The sequence below is a fragment of the Geobacter sulfurreducens PCA genome (assembly GCF_000007985.2).
GTDB lineage: Bacteria > Desulfobacterota > Desulfuromonadia > Geobacterales > Geobacteraceae > Geobacter > Geobacter sulfurreducens.
The window spans coordinates 3,033,022-3,049,833 of the sequence record NC_002939.5 but is presented as its reverse complement, the minus strand read 5'-3'; the positions used below and the strand labels follow the sequence as shown (position 1 = coordinate 3,049,833).

Here is a 16,812-nt window from a genome sequence, read left to right as displayed (position 1 = left end):
CAGCCCTGATCGTCGTAGTCGTCACCTTGTGACGACTCGTAGCTTGCCTTGTTAACGCAAGGAGCGCGGGTCACCTTCCCGCGCTCTTTTCGTATCCGCTTCTTGGAATCGAAGGTCGCGAGGGGGAAACATCTCGCGACTATTTTATTTCCAAAAGGAGCACTATCATGCAGATCACCCCACGTATCCATGCCATCAACATCCCCTTTACCGTGCCAACCCCATCCGGAACTATTAACCGATCAGTCAACGTATTTCTTTATTGCGGCGCAAAAATTACCCTGATTGACAGCGGAGTTGCTGGATCAGAACAGCATATTTCCCAGTATCTAGAGCAAAGAGGACTTCAGCTACAACAGATTGAACACCTTATCCTTACTCACTCGCACCCTGATCACATTGGTGCAGCTATGGAAATACAAAGGGCAACCGGATGCCGTGTTTCGGCTCATACGGCTGAAAGGAGCTGGATTGAAGATATCAATCTCCAAGAAAAGGAGCGGCCTGTTCCAGGGTTTCAAACCCTTGTGGGTGGATCAGTTTCCGTTGATAATCTGCTTTATGACGGCGAAACTATCCTCATCGATCAAGGCATTTCTTTGAAAGTCATACATACCCCAGGTCATTCAGCGGGCTCAATCTCATTATGGTGCCCATCTGAGAAGGTGTTATTTACTGGCGATGCCGTGCTTGTACCTGGAGATATGCCCATCTTTGACAACTATCAACTTGCTGTTGATTCCCTAGTGAAATTGGAGGCTATTGAGTTGGAATGGCTTTTGTCAGCATGGGATGAGCCAAAGCAGGCTACCGAAGCTAAAATATTGTTCAGAGAAAGCATAGACTGGCTTAAGAAAATTAACGCAGCGGTGCATAACGCAGCTAGCATTCTTGGAACTGAAAATCATATGGAGATATGTCGCAATGTGGTGGCAGAGCTTGGCCTTCCGCAATTTGCAGTAAATCCCCTCGTTTCACGTTCACTCATGTCTTGCCTTGCAATACATACCAACAACAAAGGCCGGGGCATTACGCCCCGGCCCGGTGCTGTTTGAATTAGCCGCTGTCTGCCGCGCTGCCGCGGGGAGGCGGCGTTATTTTTTCCGGCACGTTTCCGCGAAGCCGGTCACGGCGAAGTCGCCCTGGTGATTGACCACTGCCCAGGCGGTTTTGGTGCTCGGGTCGATGCCGTAGGTGCCCAGCCCGTAGCCCGGCTTCCAGGCACCCTTGACGAATTTCGCGCTGCCGCCGGCGTTCATCTCCACCGCGTTCACCCAGGTGCCGTCCGCATCCCTGGCTGCGAGGCCGAAAAGTCCCCGCCCCAGGTGCTCGGGCCGGGCCTTGTCCGGGTCGTAGGTCAGGGAGAGGGTATAGACGTCGGTCTGGCTGCTGCCCAGGTCGGCCATGCCCCACAGGGTGAGGATGTGGCTGGCCGTGTCGCTGTCGGCGTCGCGGCGGCGGTTGTCATGATGGCCGTGGCCCCGGCCGTGCCGGTGCTGCTCCCGCGGGGTCCAGCCGGTATCGATGGCCTTGGTGAGGGCGCGGCCGGCGTAGTCCGTGCCCGTGCTGGCGTTGGTGCCGTCGAGGATCCGGGCGGTGGTGCCACGGAAGCTGTCCTGCACGGCGGTGTACGACTGGCCCTGGGCCACCGTGAATTCCTTGCCGTTGAGGCTGTAGCCGAAGGTTTCGCGCTTGGTGAAGTGGCCGCTGAGGGCGGGGGTGACGGTCAGGTCGCAGTCGCCGTTGCAGCCGTTGGGCGCGGCATAGTGGTCAACGGTGACCCGAGGCCCGTCCACGGTTACGATGTAGTAGCCGATGGCGAACAACTCCTGGGCGATGGGGATCTCGCGGGGGCCGCCGAAGGCGGGGACATTGTACTTCTCGTCATTGGAGGGGACCTGTGGGATGTAGAACTTGTAGCTGTTGGAGGAGGTGATGATCTCCTGGACCCGGGCGTTGGTGTCCGGGCTGGTGATGATGGCGCGGTGATGCATGTGGTCGTGGCCGCCGAACTGGTAGCGGACGCCGTTGTTCTGCAGGCTGGCGAGGAAGGCGTTGCGGGCCGCCACATTGCCGGAGCTGTTATAGGCGGGGTTCGAGCCGAACAGGTCGTCGGCGTGGTTCTGGCCGATCAGGTTCTTGTGGCTGAAGACGAAGGCGTGGCTGTCGGAGGGCCGCGATGCGAGCTGGGTGTCGATCCAGCCCTGCTGGTCGATGATGTTGTTGGTGGAGCTGTTCAGGTAGTTGGTCCCGTCGGTGCGGGTGAACTGGTCGAGGAGCACGAACCGGGCGTTGTTGTAGTCGAAGGAGTAGCTGAGGCCGTTCAGCGCGGCAAAGGGACTGCTGAAGTTGGTGGCGCCGAAGACGTTGGGGCCGCCGGCCGTGGTCTGGGGGAAGGCGGCGCTGAACCAAGCGGTGGACGCCTGGGAGCTTTCATGGTTGCCGCGGAGCGGGTAGAAGCCGATGCCGGCGTCGTAGAGGGGCTGGGCCGCGGCGGCGCGGGTGGCCAGGGAGGTGGGGTAGGTGCTGTCGGACTTGTCGGTCAGGTCGCCCACCTGGATGACGAACTTCACGTCATGGGCGATGAATTCCTGGTTGAGCTGGTTGATGATGCCGACCGCAACCGTGTCGGGGTTGATGCCGTCGAGGTTGGATTTCCACTGGGTGTCTGACATGACGCCGAACTTCCACGGCTCGGCCAGCGCGGGCGCGGCAACGAGCAGTGAGGCCAGGGCGGCCAGGGCCGAGGCGAAACGGAACAGGTGTTTCATCTTTCTCTCCCTCTCGGTGGATTCGGCTGCCGGAGCAGCCGTCGGGAGGAAAGTGTAGACCCGCCATGTTGCAGGTCGGTTGACGTTGGGTTAAAAGACTATAACGTGTGTCTCCATCCACCCGTTCCCGGAATCTGCCCCGGCTTGCCAGGTGATGCATGACACTGCTGGAGTATCGGCGCACATCGGTCTAGACTGGGACATCATCTGCCCGGGGACGGGATATCCCCTGACGGCGGCAATCGGGAGACGCAATGAAACTGAGCAGACGCGACGGTATCTTCCTGGTGATCATCCTGGCACTCATCACCGTTCTGGTCCTGAATCGCGGTTCCGAGCAGGGGAAGCCGCTTCCGGCCGACGACGCGCACCGCCCGTTCAGCGAGGCACTGGCCAGGGGCGCGGACCGGGAGACTACGGAGCAGGGGTGTGTCCGCTGCCACGCCACCGCCGCCCGGCCGCTGCCGCCGGGGCACCCGCCCAAGGAGCAGTGCCTGTTCTGCCACCGCCCAGCGCCCGCCACGCGCTGACCATCCGCCACGTTAGCGCGCCGCGGTGCAAGCAAGCCGCTCGGGAACGGCTACGGCAGCAGAACAAACCGGTTACTCCTGGCGGGCATCGTTTTGTGACAACGTGATTTCCCGCTGAAAAAGCGTTTTGCCCGCAGGCAGGCGTGTGCTAAGTTTTTTCTTGTGCCGGGTTTGCCCCGCGCGTCCAATCGGACATCCGGCGGGCGAGGGCGGCGACGAGGCCGTAACAATCACTCACGCTCCAGCCCACATCTGTGTGACGGTGGGCGGTGCCGGCAAAGGAAAGAGACATGAAACGCATCTGCGTGTTTTGCGGTTCCAGCCCCGGCGCGCGGCCGGCTTATGCCGGGGCGGCGCGGGAGCTCGGGCGGCTGCTGGCGGCAACGGGAATCGATCTGGTCTACGGCGGGGCGAGCGTCGGCCTGATGGGGATTCTGGCCCGGACCGTGCTCGATGGCGGCGGCCGGGTGACCGGCGTCATCCCCCGGATGCTGGAGGAGAAGGAGATCGCCCTGACCAGGCTGAGCGATCTCCGGGTGGTGGAGTCCATGCATGAGCGCAAGGCCCTCATGGCGGAGCTGTCGGACGGATTCATCGCCCTGCCCGGCGGGATCGGCACTATCGAGGAGTTCGTTGAGGTGCTCACGTGGCTGCAGTTGGGCATCCACGGCAAGCCGTGCGGCCTGCTGAACAGCGACGGCTATTACGACCGCCTGCTGGACTTTTTCGACCACATGGCCGCGGAAGGGTTCATCCGGCCGGAATGCCGCGAAGCCGTGCTGGTGGACCGGGACCCGGCGGCGTTGCTGAAGAAGATGAGTCTCTACCGCGCGCCCGTCCCGGACAAGGTGGAGTGGGCGCTGAAGATGGATAACGCGTGAATGTGGAGCGGATCGTGCCGGGCCACGGCCGCTGTCCACCAAGAAGGACCTGCGGGAAATGAAGGAATATCTCCTGCTCTTCGACGCCCGGGCGTGCGAGCTGGCGGCCGGGGCGGTGGATGCCGGGCATGAGGCGGACCGCCGGGGCTGAAATCGCCTGTAAGTGAAACGACTATGAACTATACCCATGAATTCGACGAAGCCAGCGGCATCTGCACGATCCGGGTCACGGGCGTGTTCCGCCGCCCCGAGGACAGCGACGAGTTGAAGCGCTTTGCCGCGGATTTTTTCACCAGCAACGGCTGCCGCCTGTTCCTGATCGACGTATCGCAGACGGAGCTCATCGCCGGTACCATGCCCACCTTTTATGCCGGCACCCCGCAGGGAGAGCTGGCCCGGGTCCTCAGGCAGGTAAAGACGGCGTTCGTGCGCCGGAGCCTTACGGAAGACGATCATTTCCTCGAAACCGTTGCGGTCAATCGCGGGTTCAAGCTCCGTGCGTTCGACTCGATCGACAAGGCCGTCGCATGGCTTGCGAGAGGTACCTGATAGTCCTTATCCACGCCCAAGGAGGTTCCCATGCGCCGCCCCGTTTTTCCGGCACCCTACCGGCACGAGCACGCGCCGGTGAAGAACGTCAATGAAGTCGTCCGGGATCAGTTGACGGCAGGGCAGAGGGCGGCCGACTGGATCGCATCCAGGGTCGGCTCCTGGCAGTTCATCATCGGTCAGTCGGTGCTTCTCACCGTGTGGGTGATCCTGAACATCACCGCGTGGATCAGGCACTGGGACCCGTACCCCTTCATCCTGATGAACCTCGTCCTGTCCCTGCAGGCGGCCTACACCGCGCCCATGATCATGATGAGCCAGAACCGGCAGGCCGCCCGCGACCGGATCGAGGCCCACAACGATTACGAAGTCAACCAGAAGGCCGAGGCGGAAATCAGGGCCATTCTCGACAACCTTGCCGCCCAGAACGCCGCGATCGCCGAGGTGCACGCCATGCTCGATGAGCTGCGCGGGCGGCTGGCGGACAGGGGTCAGCCCAACGCCTGAGACGGCGCCCCCGCCTCATTCATCCGGCAAAGGAGTCCTGCCATGAGCTTCATCCTCGCGCTTGACCAGGGGACGACCAGTTCCCGCGCCCTGGTATTCGACCATGACGGGAACGTGCTCGGGCTCGCCCAGAAGGAGTTTCGCCAGATATTCCCCCAACCGGGCCTGGTTGAGCACGATGCCGAGGAGATCTGGGCCTCCCAGCTGGGGGTGGTGGTGGAGGCCATTGCCCGGGCCGGGATCACCGCCGCGGACATTGCCGCCATCGGCATCACCAACCAGCGGGAGACGACGGTGGTCTGGGATCGCCGCACCGGCCGGCCGATCCACCACGCCATCGTCTGGCAGGACCGGCGCACGGCCGGCGAGTGCGACCGGCTCAGGGCCAAGGGGCTGGAGCCGACCTTCCGCAACAGGACCGGGCTGGTGCTGGACCCCTACTTCTCGGGCACCAAGCTGGCCTGGCTGCTCGATAACGTGCCCGGGGCACGGGCCAGGGCCGAGGCGGGGGAACTGGCCTTCGGTACGATCGATTCCTGGCTGGTCTGGAACCTGACCGGCGGCGAGCGGCACCTGACCGATGCCAGCAACGCCTCCCGGACGCTCCTGTTCAACATCCACGACGGCGCCTGGGACCCGGAACTGCTGGAGCTGCTCCGGATCCCGCCCGCGATCCTGCCCCAGGTGGTGGCCTCCAGCGAGGTCTACGGCGAGACCGCCGCCCGCTTCCTGGCGGCGCGCATCCCCATCTGCGGCATCGCGGGGGACCAGCAGGCGGCGCTGTTCGGTCAGCTCTGCGACCGGCCCGGGATGGTGAAGAACACGTACGGCACCGGCTGCTTCATGCTGATGCAGACCGGCGAGCGGCCGGTGCTCTCGGGGCGGAACCTCCTGACCACCGTGGCCTGCCGACTGGGCAACCGGACGGAGTACGCCCTGGAGGGGAGCGTGTTCGTGGCCGGCGCGGCGGTGCAGTGGCTGCGGGACGGGCTCGGCATCATCCGCACCTCGGCGGAGGTGGAGACGCTGGCCGCCTCGGTCCCGGACAACGGCGGGGTCTACCTGGTGCCGGCCTTTGCGGGGCTGGGCGCTCCCCATTGGGACCCCTACGCCCGGGGCGCCCTGCTGGGCATCACCCGCGGCACCACCGCCGGCCACATCGCCCGGGCCACCTTGGAGAGCATCGCCTTCCAGACGGCCGATCTCCTGGAGGCCATGGAGGCCGATGCGGCTACCCCGCTGGCCGAACTGCGGGTGGACGGCGGCGCCACGGCCAACAACATGCTGATGCAGTTCCAGGCCGACCTCCTGGGGGTGCCGGTGGTGCGGCCCCGGGTGCGCGAGACCACGGCCCTGGGCGCTGCCTACCTGGCCGGGCTGGCGGTGGGCTACTGGCGGGACCGGGCCGAGATCGGCCGGCTCTGGCAGGCGGAGCACACCTTTGAGCCGGCCATGGACCGGGACAGGGCGGCGGAGCTGCGCTCCACCTGGAGCAGGGCCCTGGAAAGGTCCCAGGGGTGGGCGCAGCCATGAAGCGCGAGGATCTGCTGCGGCATCTGGCCGAAACCGAGGTCTGGGACATGATCGTGATCGGCGGGGGCGCCACGGGCCTCGGCACGGCGGTGGAGGCGGCCGGCCGCGGCTACCGGACCCTTCTCCTGGAACAGGGGGACTTTGCCCAGGGGACGTCCAGCCGGAGCACCAAGCTGATCCACGGCGGGGTCCGCTACCTGCAGCAGGGAAACCTGACGCTGGTGCTGGAGGCGCTGCGGGAGCGGGGCCTGCTCATCCGCAACGCACCGCACCTGGTCCACAACCTTTCCTTTGTGGTGCCGCTCTACGACTGGTGGGAAGGGCCCTTCTACGGGATCGGGCTCAAGCTGTACGACGTCCTGGCCGGCAAGCTGGGGCTGGGGCCGTCCCGCCTGCTGTCGCGGGAAGAGACCCTGGGCCACATCCCGACCGTGGAGCCCCACGGCCTGCGCGGCGGGGTGATCTACCACGACGGCCAGTTCGACGACTCCCGCCTCGCGATCAGCCTGGCCCTGACCCTGGCCGACCTGGGCGGGGTGGCGCTCAATCACTTCCCGGTGACCGGCATCATCAGCCGCGACGGTCTCGTGGCCGGGGTGGAGGCGCGGGACCGGGAGACCGGCGGCGCCTTCAGGATCATGGGGCGGGCGGTGATCAATGCCGCCGGACCTTTCGTGGACGGGGTGCGGCGGCTGGCCGACCCGGCGGCCCGGGACCTCATCGCCCCGAGCCAGGGGGTGCACCTGGTGCTGGACGGCTCGTTTCTGCCCGGCGACAGCGCGATCATGGTTCCCCACACCGACGACGGTCGCGTCCTGTTCGCGGTCCCCTGGCACGGCCGGACCGTGGTGGGCACCACCGATACGCCCATCCCGGCGGCCGGGCTGGAGCCGCGCCCGCTGCCGGAAGAGATCGACTTTCTCCTGTCCCATGCGGCCCGCTACCTGACCCGGCATCCCGAGCGCCGGGACGTGCTGAGCACCTTCGCCGGCATCCGGCCCCTGGTCCGCAGCGACAGCGGCGGCGACACCGCCTCCCTTTCCCGGGACCACACCCTGCTGGTGGAGGGAAGCGGCCTGGTCACCATTGCCGGCGGCAAGTGGACCACCTACCGGAAGATGGGGGAGGACACGGTTACCGCCGCTGCCCAGGTGGCCGGCCTGGACCATCGGCCGTCGGTCACGGAGACGTTGCGTATCCACGGCTGGCAGGAGGATGCGACGGAGGGACCGCTGCAGGTCTACGGCAGCGATGCCGCAGCCCTGGAGCAACTCCTGCGGGAAAACGCCGCCTGGCGTGAGCCCCTGCACCCGGCGCTCCCCTACTGCGCCGGGGAGGTCGTCTGGGGGGTGCGTCACGAGTGGGCCCGCACGGTGGAGGATGTCCTGGCCCGCCGCACCAGGGCGCTGCTGCTGGATGCCCGTGCCGCCGTGGCCGCGGCGCCGCGGGTGGCGGAACTGATGGCGCGGGAGCTGGGACGGGACAGCGACTGGCAGGCGGCGCAGGTTGCCGCGTTTACCCATCTGGCCCGGGGCTACCTGCCGGAGTGAGAAATCTTTTCACGAACCGGGAGCGGAGTTTTCGCGCCGGCGCGGTAGATGTAGTCTATCCGTGCCGGATGCCACCCCGCTTCGCTCCGCGTGCCTCTCGCACCGCCGCTGTACGGCTCATTTCGCTACCGGCCTGAAACTCACCCTGACGGGTTCAGACAATCAGGCCGGTGGCCGCTCCATTTCGCCTACAGCGGCAGGCGCTCGGGCACAGTCGCTCCGTCGGTGTGGCATCCGGCATCGACTCAGGGGCAAGAAAAGAACCGCGCCGGATCGACGCCATTTCTTGACATGGGATAGGCATTTCCCTATACCTTCCAGCATGAACAACATACTCATCCTCTTCGCGCATCCGCGCTTCGAAAACTCGCGGACCAACAGGTCGCTGCTGGCAGGCCTCCGTGGCCTGGAGTGGGTAACCATCCACGACCTCTACGAACAGTATCCCGATTTCAATATCGACGTGGCCCGGGAGCGGGAACTTCTGCTGGCTCATCAGGTCATCGTCTGGCACTACCCCTTGTATCTCTACGGCCCCCCGGCCATCATCAAGCAGTGGATGGACCTGGTCCTGGAGCATGGCTGGGCCCATGGCCAGGGGAGCTACAACCTGGAGCGCAAGCCGATTTTCGCCACGATCACCACCGGCGGCACCCGGGCCAGTTACGCCCGGGGCGGGTTCAACCGGTACACCATTCCCGAGCTGCTCTATCCGCTGGAGCAGGCGACCCATCTCTGCCGGATGGACTGGCTCCCCCCATTCGTGGTCCAGGGGACCTACCGCCTCACCGACGGCATGCTGGCGGACTGTGCCGACCAGTACCGACAGATCCTGCTGAAGCTGGCCCAATCCCCGCCCCTGGAGCAGATCCGGGGGTACGAGTTCCTGAATGACTGGATTTCGGCCCTGAACCGGAAGGAGGCGCCATGACCGACACCATGCTCGGTCAGGCCGTGGTCTACCTTGCCGCGGCTCTGTTCTGCGTGCCCATTGCCCGGCGCCTGGGCATGGGGTCCGTCCTGGGCTACCTGCTGGCCGGGATACTGATCGGCCCCTTCTGTCTCGGGTTTGTGGGGCGTGAGGGGGAGGACATCATGCACTTCGCCGAGTTCGGCGTGGTCATGATGCTCTTCCTGATCGGCCTGGAGCTGGAGCCGGCCCATTTCTGGCGGATGCGCACCACCATCCTGGGGCTGGGGTCGCTGCAGCTGGCCCTGACCACCTGTGCCCTGACCGCGGGCCTCCTGCTGCTGGGCCTCGACTGGCGGGGAGCCCTTGCCGCGGGCCTGGCCCTTGCCATGTCGTCCACGGCCATCGTGCTCCAATCCCTCAAGGAAAAGGGGCTGGGCAACTCTCACGCCGGGCTGAGCTCCTTTGCGGTGCTCCTGTTCCAGGACATCGCCGTGATCCCGATCCTGGCCCTGCTCCCGTTCCTGGCCATCCAGGCCGGCGGGGGGGCCGTCCACGGGGATGCGCCCTCCCTGCTGGACGGGCTGCCGGTCTGGATGAAGGCCGGCTCGGTCCTCTTCGCCGTGGTGGCGGTGGTGGTCATGGGGCGTTCCATCGTGGTCCCCTTTCTCCGCATCGTCACCAAGGCCAGCGTCCGCGAGCTCTCGGTCGCCGCGGCGCTGCTGATCATCGTTGCCATAGCATACCTGATGGAACTGGTGGGGCTGAGTCCGGCCCTGGGCGCCTTCCTCGCCGGCGTGCTCCTGGCCAACAGCGAATTTCGCCACGAACTGGAGAGCGACATCGAGCCCTTCAAGGGGCTGCTGTTGGGCCTCTTTTTCATTGCGGTAGGGGCCTCCATCAACTTCAGGCTGCTGACGGACAAGCCGGCCACCATCATTTCGCTGGTGCTGGCCGTCATCCTGGTCAAGGCAGTGGTGCTGGTCGTCGCGGGGCGGCTGTTCCGCCTTTCCTTCGACCAGAACAGCATCTTCGCCATCGGCCTGTCCCAGGTGGGGGAGTTCGCCTTTGTCCTGTTCGCTTTCATCGACCGGCTGGGGATCATCGGGCGCGACTGGACCGATACCCTGATGGCGGTGACGGCCATCAGCATGACCATGACCCCCCTGCTCCTGCTGGCGAACGAACGGCTGGTGCTGCCCCGGTTCGGCACCCGGGAGCGGGAGGAGCAGGAGGCCGACCTGATCGATACGGAGCACCCGGTCATCATTGCCGGGTTCAGCTCCTTCGGCAGCACCCTGGGGCGCTTCCTCCGCGCCAACGGCGTGGAAGCGACCATTCTCGACAACGATTCCGACCAGGTGGACCTGCTGCGGCGCATGGGGTTCAAGGTCTTCTACGGGGACGCGACCCGGCTGGATATCCTCCGTTCGGCCGGGGCCGACAGCGCCCGCGTTCTGTTCATCGCCATCGACAGCCCCGCCACGGTCAACAAGCTGGTTGCCACGGCGCGGAAGCATTTTCCCCACCTGAAGGTCATGGCCCGGGCCGGCACCAACCTGGACGCCCACGAACTCCTGGACCTGGGAGTGCGGGACATCTACCGCGATTTTCTCGACACCTCGGTGCGGGCCGGGGTGGACGTGCTGGCGAGCCTGGGATACCGGCGGTACGGCGCCACCCGCGCCGGCCAGGACTTCATCAGGTACGACGAGTCCGCCATGCACCACCTGGCGCCCCACCGCCACGACGAGTCCAGCTATATCTCCACCGCCCGGGAACAGATCCGGCTGCAGGAGCAGTTGCTGGCCGGCGACCGCACCGCCAACCATACGCATCATGATCACGCCTGGGATACGAGCACGCCGGTCACGGCGGCAGAGGGAGAGACGCAGCCCTGACACCGTCGCGTCGGTACTCGGTGTCCCCATCGTTTCCATCGCGTTGCGCCCGTTTGCCTGTTATACTCTCTCCCCATGGCCCACGAATCGATCTCCATCCGCAATGCCCGCCAGAACAACCTGAAGAATCTCGATCTCGACCTTCCCCTGGGCGAGTTGATTGTCGTCACCGGCGTTTCCGGTTCGGGGAAGTCGTCGCTCGCCTTCGATACGGTCTACGCCGAGGGGCAGCGGCGCTACGTGGAGACCTTTTCCCCCTATGCCCGTCAGTTCCTGGAGCGGATGGATCGCCCGGCCGTGGACCGGATCGACGGCATCCCCCCGGCCATCGCCATCGACCAGACCAACCCGGTCCGCACCTCCCGCTCCACCGTGGGTACCATGACGGAACTGAACGACCACCTGAAGCTCCTGTTCGCCCGGGCCGCGCGGCTCTTCTGCCGCGGCTGCGGCCGGCCGGTACGGCGCGATACGCCCGAGAGCATCGCGGATGAGCTGCTGGCGCGGGATGCCGGCGCCGGGGCCGCCGTGCTGGTTACCTTCCCGGTGCCGGTGCCGGCCAATTTTTCCACCGACGAGGTGAAAGGGTTCCTGGCCGGCCAGGGATACACCCGCATCTACCGGGAGGAGGAAGGCATCCTGGAGGTGATCCAGGACCGCACCCGCCTGGCACCGGCGAACCGTTCCCGCCTGGTGGAGGGGATGGAGGCGGCGCTGCGCGTCGGGCACGGGCGGGTGTTCGTCCGTCCCGCCGGCGAAGGTTCCGCGTCGGAACCGTGGCGCTTTTCCAGCGACCTCCACTGCCCGGACTGCGACATCTCCTACCAGGACCCGGCGCCCCACCTCTTCTCCTTCAACTCGCCGGTGGGGGCCTGCGCCACCTGCCGGGGGTTCGGCCGGGTGATCGGCATAGACCTTGGGTTGGTGATCCCGGACGAATCCAGGTCCCTGGCGGACGGGGCGGTGAAGCCGTGGCAGACCGAGAGCTACCGGGAATGCCGGGACGACATGATCTCCTTCGCCACCAAGCGTGGCATCCCTGTCAACGTGCCCTGGCGGGAGCTGGCGCCGGAGCAGCGCCGGTGGGTGCTCGAGGGGGAGGGTTCCTGGGAGGACGGGCTCTGGTACGGGGTGCGGCGCTTTTTCGACTGGCTCGAAACCAAGAGCTACAAGATGCACATCCGGGTCCTCCTCTCCAAGTACCGGGCCTACACCCTCTGTCCCGCCTGCGGGGGGGCGCGGCTCTCCCCCGATGCGCTCCTGTGGCGGCTCGGGACAACGGAGGAGGCCGACCGGGTCCTGCCGCCGGAAGAGCGGTTCCGCCCCCAGGGGATGGAGTTGCCCGATGAGGTTCTACGCCACCTCCCCGGCCTCACCATCCACGATGTCATGCTCCTGCCCCTGGAGCGCTGCTCGTCGTTTTTCGGCGGCTTGGCGCTGCCGGCCCCCCTGGACGAGGCGGCGGACCTGCTGCTGCGGGAGATCCGCGTCCGCCTGGGCTACCTGGGGGAGGTGGGGCTCGGCTACCTCACCCTGGACCGCCAGTCGCGCACTCTCTCCGGGGGCGAGGTGCAGCGGATCAACCTGACCACGGCCCTGGGTACCTCCCTGGTGAACACCCTGTTCGTCCTGGACGAGCCCTCCATCGGCCTCCATCCCCGGGACATGGGGCGGGTGATCGGCGTGCTGCGGCAGTTGCGGGACGCGGGCAACACCCTGCTGGTGGTGGAGCACGACCCCCAGGTGATGCTCGCCGCCGACCGGTTGCTCGACCTTGGCCCCGGTCCGGGCGAGCGGGGCGGCGAGGTGGTCTTCTTCGGCCTGCCCGCGGCAATTCTGAACGAGCAGCGCTCCCTGACCGGCGAGTATCTGGCGGGGCGGAAACAGGTGGCCACCGGCGACGGGCTCCGGCCGGTTAGGGAGGGGCATCATTCCCTGGAAATCCTCGGCGCCGCCGCCCACAACCTCACGGGGGTCGACGTCCGCATTCCCCTGAACCGCCTGGTCTGCATCACCGGCGTCTCCGGCTCGGGCAAGTCGACCCTGGTCCAGGAGGTGCTGCACCGGGGGCTCCTGAAGCTCAAGGGGAGGCCGACGGAGCCGCCGGGGGCGCACGCTGCCATCCGTGGTGCGGAGCTGATCGGCGATGTCGTTATGGTGGACCAGTCCCCCATCGGCAAGACCACCCGCTCCAACCCCGCCAGCTACGTGGGGGCCTTCGACGCCATCCGCAAGCTCTTCGCGGCCGAGCCCCTGGCCAAGGAGCGGGGCTATACCACCGGCACGTTCAGCTTCAACGCCGGCACCGGCCGCTGCCCTTCCTGCGGCGGCAACGGCTTCGAGCATGTGGAGATGCAGTTCCTCTCCGACGTCTACCTCCGTTGCCCCGACTGCGACGGCAGCCGCTACCGCCCCGAGGTGCTGGAGGTGCGGCTCGTGCCGGGAGGGGGCGGGCGCCCCCTGTCCATCGCCGACGTGCTGGAGATGACCGTGACCGAGGCGGTGGCTTTTTTCGCTGATCAGCGGGAGGTGCTCCGGCGCCTGGAACCGCTGGAGGCCGTGGGGCTCGGCTACCTCCGCCTGGGCCAGCCGGTGCCGACCCTTTCCGGCGGTGAGGCCCAGCGCCTGAAACTTGCCGGCCACCTGGCCGAAGTGGGGGGGCGGAGACGCACGGGGGCGGGGAACCTTTTCCTGTTCGACGAGCCCACCACCGGCCTCCACTTCGAGGACATCGCCCGGCTCCTGGCCGCCTTTCGCCGGCTGCTGGAGGCCGGGGACTCCCTGGTGGTGATCGAGCACAACCTGGACGTGATCAGCGCCGCGGACTGGCTGATCGACCTGGGGCCCGAGGGGGGCGACGCCGGGGGACGGGTGGTCTGCGTCGGGACACCGGACCAGGTGATGACGTGCCCGGAAAGCCATACCGGCCGAGCCCTGCAGGAGTACGGGGAGGAACTGGCCGCCCTGGTGCGGGCATCGACTCAGCCGGCGGCGGAGGCGCTCCCCGCCGTGGTGCCGGACCGGTCCATCCGCATCGTCCATGCCCGGGAGCACAACCTGAAGAATGTCACCATCGCCGTGCCCCGTGACCGCTTCACGGTCATCACCGGCATCTCGGGGAGCGGCAAGTCCACCGTGGCCTTCGACATCCTCTTTGCCGAGGGGCAGCGGCGCTACCTGGAATCCCTCAACGCCTACGCCCGCCAGTTCGTCCAGCCCGCTGCCCGTCCCGACGTGGACGCGGTCCTCGGCATCCCGCCCACGGTGGCCATCGAGCAGCGGACGAGCCGGGGCGGGCGCAAGAGCACCGTGGCGACCATGACGGAGATCTACCACTTCCTCCGCCTCCTCTTTGTGAAGCTCGGGGTCCAGCACTGCCCCGACTGCGGCATCCCCATCACCCCCCAGACCCCGGACGCCATCGCAGCCCGGCTTCTGCGGGAGCTCCGGGGGAAGCGGGTGGCGCTCCTGGCACCGCTGATCACGGCCCGGAAAGGGTACTACACCGACCTGGCCGCGTGGGCCGCGGGCAAGGGCTTCACGCACCTGCGGGTGGATGGCGTCATGACCCCGGTGGAGCCCTGGCCACGCCTCGACCGCTTCCGGGAGCACGACATCGACCTGCCGGTGGGGGAGATTGCCGTGTCGGCCAAAGGGGAGGGGGAACTGCGGCAGCTTCTCGACCGGGCCCTGGTCTTCGGCAAGGGGGTGGTGCGGGTGGCGGTGACGCACGCCGACGCCGGCAGCCAATCGAAAGCGGAGTTGCTCTTTTCGACGCTCAGGGCCTGCACCTCCTGCGGCCAGAGCTTCCCCGAGCCCGACCCGCGGCTCTTTTCCTACAACTCCCGCCACGGCTGGTGCCCCCGTTGTTTCGGCACGGGGCTGGAGATCCCCGGCTTCGACGCGGAGCAGACCGGCGAGGAGATCTGGTGGAACGAGTGGTTCGAGGGGGAGGAGCAGACCTGCTCCGCCTGCCGCGGCGCCCGGCTCAACCCCGAGGCCCTGGCGGTCCGTTTCCGGGACCGGAATATTGCCGAGCTGACGGCCCTCACCGTGATCCAGGCTGCCGCCTTTATCGCCGAACTGGGTCTTGAGGGGCGGGAGGCGGCCATCGCCCGCGATATCGTGGCCGAGATCACGACGCGGCTCGCCTTCCTGGGCGAGGTGGGGCTCGGGTACCTGTCCCTCGACCGGGCGGCCCCGACCCTCTCCGGCGGCGAGGCCCAGCGGATCAGACTGGCGGCCCAGCTGGGCTCGAACCTGCGGGGGGTCTGCTACATCCTGGACGAGCCCACCATCGGCCTCCACCCCCGGGACAACCGGATGCTGCTGGACACCCTGCGGAAACTGGAGGGGAAGGGGAACACCATCGTGGTGGTGGAGCACGACGAGGAGACCATCCGCCGGGCCGAGCACGTCATCGACCTGGGCCCCGGCGCCGGGGTCAACGGCGGCCTGGTGGTGGCCGAGGGAACCCTGGAGCAGGTCATGGCGGCCCTGGACTCCCTCACGGGGCGCTACCTGGCCGAGCCCCTGCGCCATCCCCTGGTGGAGCGGCGACCTGCGCCGCCGCCGGATGCGCCGGCCATCCAGGTGTTGGGGGCCACCCTCCACAACCTGCGGGAGATCGACGTGTCCTTCCCGCTCCGGCGTCTGGTCTGCGTGACCGGCGTCTCGGGGAGCGGCAAGAGCACCTTGGTGCGCAACGTTCTCCACGCCGGGCTCCAGGGGCTTCTGGCCCACGGCAGGGGGGCCCATGCCGTGGCCGGGTGCCGGGAGATCCGGGGCTGGGACCAACTCACCCGCGTGCTGGAGGTGGACCAGACCCCCATCGGCAAGACGCCCCGTTCCTGTCCCGCCACCTACGTGGGATTCTGGGACGCCATCCGGAAACTCTACGCCGGCACTACCGAGGCGCGGCTGCGGGGGTACGGCCCCTCCCGCTTCTCCTTCAACGTGAAGGGGGGGCGGTGCGACGAGTGCGAGGGGCAGGGGGTGAAGACCATCGAGATGAGCTTCCTCCCCGACGTGAAGGTGGCGTGCGAGGTGTGCGGCGGCCTCCGCTTCACCCCTGAAACCCTTATGGTCCGCCATCGGGGGAAATCCATCGGCGACCTCCTGGCCATGAGCGTGGACGAGGCAGTGGAGTTCTTCGCGGCCCACCGGTCGATCCTTCACCCGCTCCAGCTTCTGCAGGACGTGGGGCTCGGCTACCTGACCCTGGGCCAGCAGAGCCCGACCCTTTCCGGCGGCGAGGCCCAGCGGATCAAGCTCGTTACCGAGCTGGCCAAGGCAAAGCCGGTGAAGGATGCGCTCCGGGTGCCTCGCACCGCCTCCCACTCCCTCTACATCCTGGACGAACCCACCATCGGCCTCCACATGGCTGATGTGGAGAAGCTGGTACGAGTCCTGCACCGGCTGGTGGAGGCGGGGAACTCGGTCATCGTCATCGAGCACAACCTGGACGTGATCGCCGAGGCCGACTGGCTCATGGACCTGGGGCCCGAGGGGGGTGACGGCGGCGGGCGCATCGTGGCCCGGGGGACGCCGGAAGAGGTGGCCCGGATGGGGGATGTGTCCCACACGGGGAGGATTCTCGGGGAGTTTTTGCGGGAGCGGCGGCGCGCCGGTCCGTCAGCGTAGCGGCAATGTCATGGGGAGGCCGGGCCGTCCGGCGGTT

11 protein-coding genes are annotated in these 16,812 nt (G+C 66.8%); 10 read left to right on the top strand and 1 reads right to left on the bottom strand.

Annotation, left to right across the window (positions count from 1 at the left end):
- The first annotated feature begins 167 nt into the window (after positions 1 to 167).
- Entirely contained in the window at positions 168 to 1,055 is an 888-nt protein-coding gene (locus GS_RS13895) for an MBL fold metallo-hydrolase (RefSeq protein ID WP_010943396.1), read from the top strand.
- Between the two features lie 39 nt (positions 1,056 to 1,094).
- On the opposite strand, the gene GS_RS13890 is transcribed toward GS_RS13895, so the two are convergent.
- Positions 1,095 to 2,771 carry a metallophosphoesterase family protein gene (locus GS_RS13890; RefSeq protein WP_010943395.1) on the bottom strand — a complete coding sequence of 559 codons (1,677 nt, stop codon included), beginning with the start codon at positions 2,769 to 2,771 and terminating at the stop codon, positions 1,095 to 1,097.
- A gap of 254 nt (positions 2,772 to 3,025) precedes the next feature.
- Between GS_RS13890 and GS_RS13885 the strand changes: the two genes are divergently transcribed.
- The 9 genes from GS_RS13885 (at position 3,026) to uvrA (ending at position 16,775) form a co-directional block, all read left to right on the top strand.
- Positions 3,026 to 3,301 (top strand): cytochrome c, encoded by a 276-nt coding sequence (locus GS_RS13885; protein WP_010943394.1) that lies wholly within the window; start codon positions 3,026 to 3,028, stop codon positions 3,299 to 3,301.
- Positions 3,302 to 3,591: 290 nt separating this feature from the next.
- Positions 3,592 to 4,182, top strand: coding sequence for a TIGR00730 family Rossman fold protein (locus GS_RS13880; protein WP_010943393.1), 591 nt, complete (start codon positions 3,592 to 3,594; stop codon positions 4,180 to 4,182).
- 174 nt (positions 4,183 to 4,356) lie between these two features.
- Positions 4,357 to 4,731 carry a hypothetical protein gene (locus GS_RS13870; RefSeq protein ID WP_010943392.1) on the top strand — a complete coding sequence of 125 codons (375 nt, stop codon included), beginning with the start codon at positions 4,357 to 4,359 and terminating at the stop codon, positions 4,729 to 4,731.
- A gap of 30 nt (positions 4,732 to 4,761) precedes the next feature.
- Positions 4,762 to 5,238 (top strand): DUF1003 domain-containing protein, encoded by a 477-nt coding sequence (locus GS_RS13865; protein WP_010943391.1) that lies wholly within the window; start codon positions 4,762 to 4,764, stop codon positions 5,236 to 5,238.
- A gap of 42 nt (positions 5,239 to 5,280) precedes the next feature.
- Entirely contained in the window at positions 5,281 to 6,771 is a 1,491-nt protein-coding gene (gene glpK, locus GS_RS13860; RefSeq protein WP_010943390.1) for a glycerol kinase GlpK, read from the top strand.
- Complete coding sequence (locus GS_RS13855) at positions 6,768 to 8,321, top strand: glycerol-3-phosphate dehydrogenase/oxidase (protein WP_010943389.1); 1,554 nt, start codon at positions 6,768 to 6,770, stop codon at positions 8,319 to 8,321. The genes glpK and GS_RS13855 overlap by 4 nt, the downstream gene beginning before the upstream one ends.
- 322 nt (positions 8,322 to 8,643) lie before the next feature.
- Positions 8,644 to 9,252 carry an NAD(P)H-dependent oxidoreductase gene (locus GS_RS13850; RefSeq protein WP_010943388.1) on the top strand — a complete coding sequence of 203 codons (609 nt, stop codon included), beginning with the start codon at positions 8,644 to 8,646 and terminating at the stop codon, positions 9,250 to 9,252.
- Positions 9,249 to 11,132 carry a monovalent cation:proton antiporter-2 (CPA2) family protein gene (locus GS_RS13845; RefSeq protein WP_010943387.1) on the top strand — a complete coding sequence of 628 codons (1,884 nt, stop codon included), beginning with the start codon at positions 9,249 to 9,251 and terminating at the stop codon, positions 11,130 to 11,132. Before GS_RS13850 ends, GS_RS13845 begins: the two co-directional genes overlap by 4 nt.
- Before the next feature lie 75 nt (positions 11,133 to 11,207).
- Positions 11,208 to 16,775 carry an excinuclease ABC subunit UvrA gene (gene uvrA, locus GS_RS17775; RefSeq protein ID WP_010943386.1) on the top strand — a complete coding sequence of 1,856 codons (5,568 nt, stop codon included), beginning with the start codon at positions 11,208 to 11,210 and terminating at the stop codon, positions 16,773 to 16,775.
- Positions 16,776 to 16,812: the final 37 nt, after the last annotated feature.

Bases quoted from the DNA above. Each gene is read 5' to 3' on its own strand.
- GS_RS13880 (WP_010943393.1), top strand. From the start codon at position 3,592: ATGAAACGCATCTGCGTGTTTTGCGGTTCCAGCCCCGGCGCGCGGCCG.
- GS_RS13865 (WP_010943391.1), top strand. From the start codon at position 4,762: ATGCGCCGCCCCGTTTTTCCGGCACCCTACCGGCACGAGCACGCGCCG.
- GS_RS13855 (WP_010943389.1), top strand. From the start codon at position 6,768: ATGAAGCGCGAGGATCTGCTGCGGCATCTGGCCGAAACCGAGGTCTGG.
- GS_RS13870 (WP_010943392.1), top strand. From the start codon at position 4,357: ATGAACTATACCCATGAATTCGACGAAGCCAGCGGCATCTGCACGATC.
- GS_RS13895 (WP_010943396.1), top strand. From the start codon at position 168: ATGCAGATCACCCCACGTATCCATGCCATCAACATCCCCTTTACCGTG.
- GS_RS13885 (WP_010943394.1), top strand. From the start codon at position 3,026: ATGAAACTGAGCAGACGCGACGGTATCTTCCTGGTGATCATCCTGGCA.
- GS_RS13890 (WP_010943395.1), bottom strand. From the start codon at position 2,771: ATGAAACACCTGTTCCGTTTCGCCTCGGCCCTGGCCGCCCTGGCCTCA.
- uvrA (WP_010943386.1), top strand. From the start codon at position 11,208: ATGGCCCACGAATCGATCTCCATCCGCAATGCCCGCCAGAACAACCTG.
- GS_RS13845 (WP_010943387.1), top strand. From the start codon at position 9,249: ATGACCGACACCATGCTCGGTCAGGCCGTGGTCTACCTTGCCGCGGCT.
- GS_RS13850 (WP_010943388.1), top strand. From the start codon at position 8,644: ATGAACAACATACTCATCCTCTTCGCGCATCCGCGCTTCGAAAACTCG.
- glpK (WP_010943390.1), top strand. From the start codon at position 5,281: ATGAGCTTCATCCTCGCGCTTGACCAGGGGACGACCAGTTCCCGCGCC.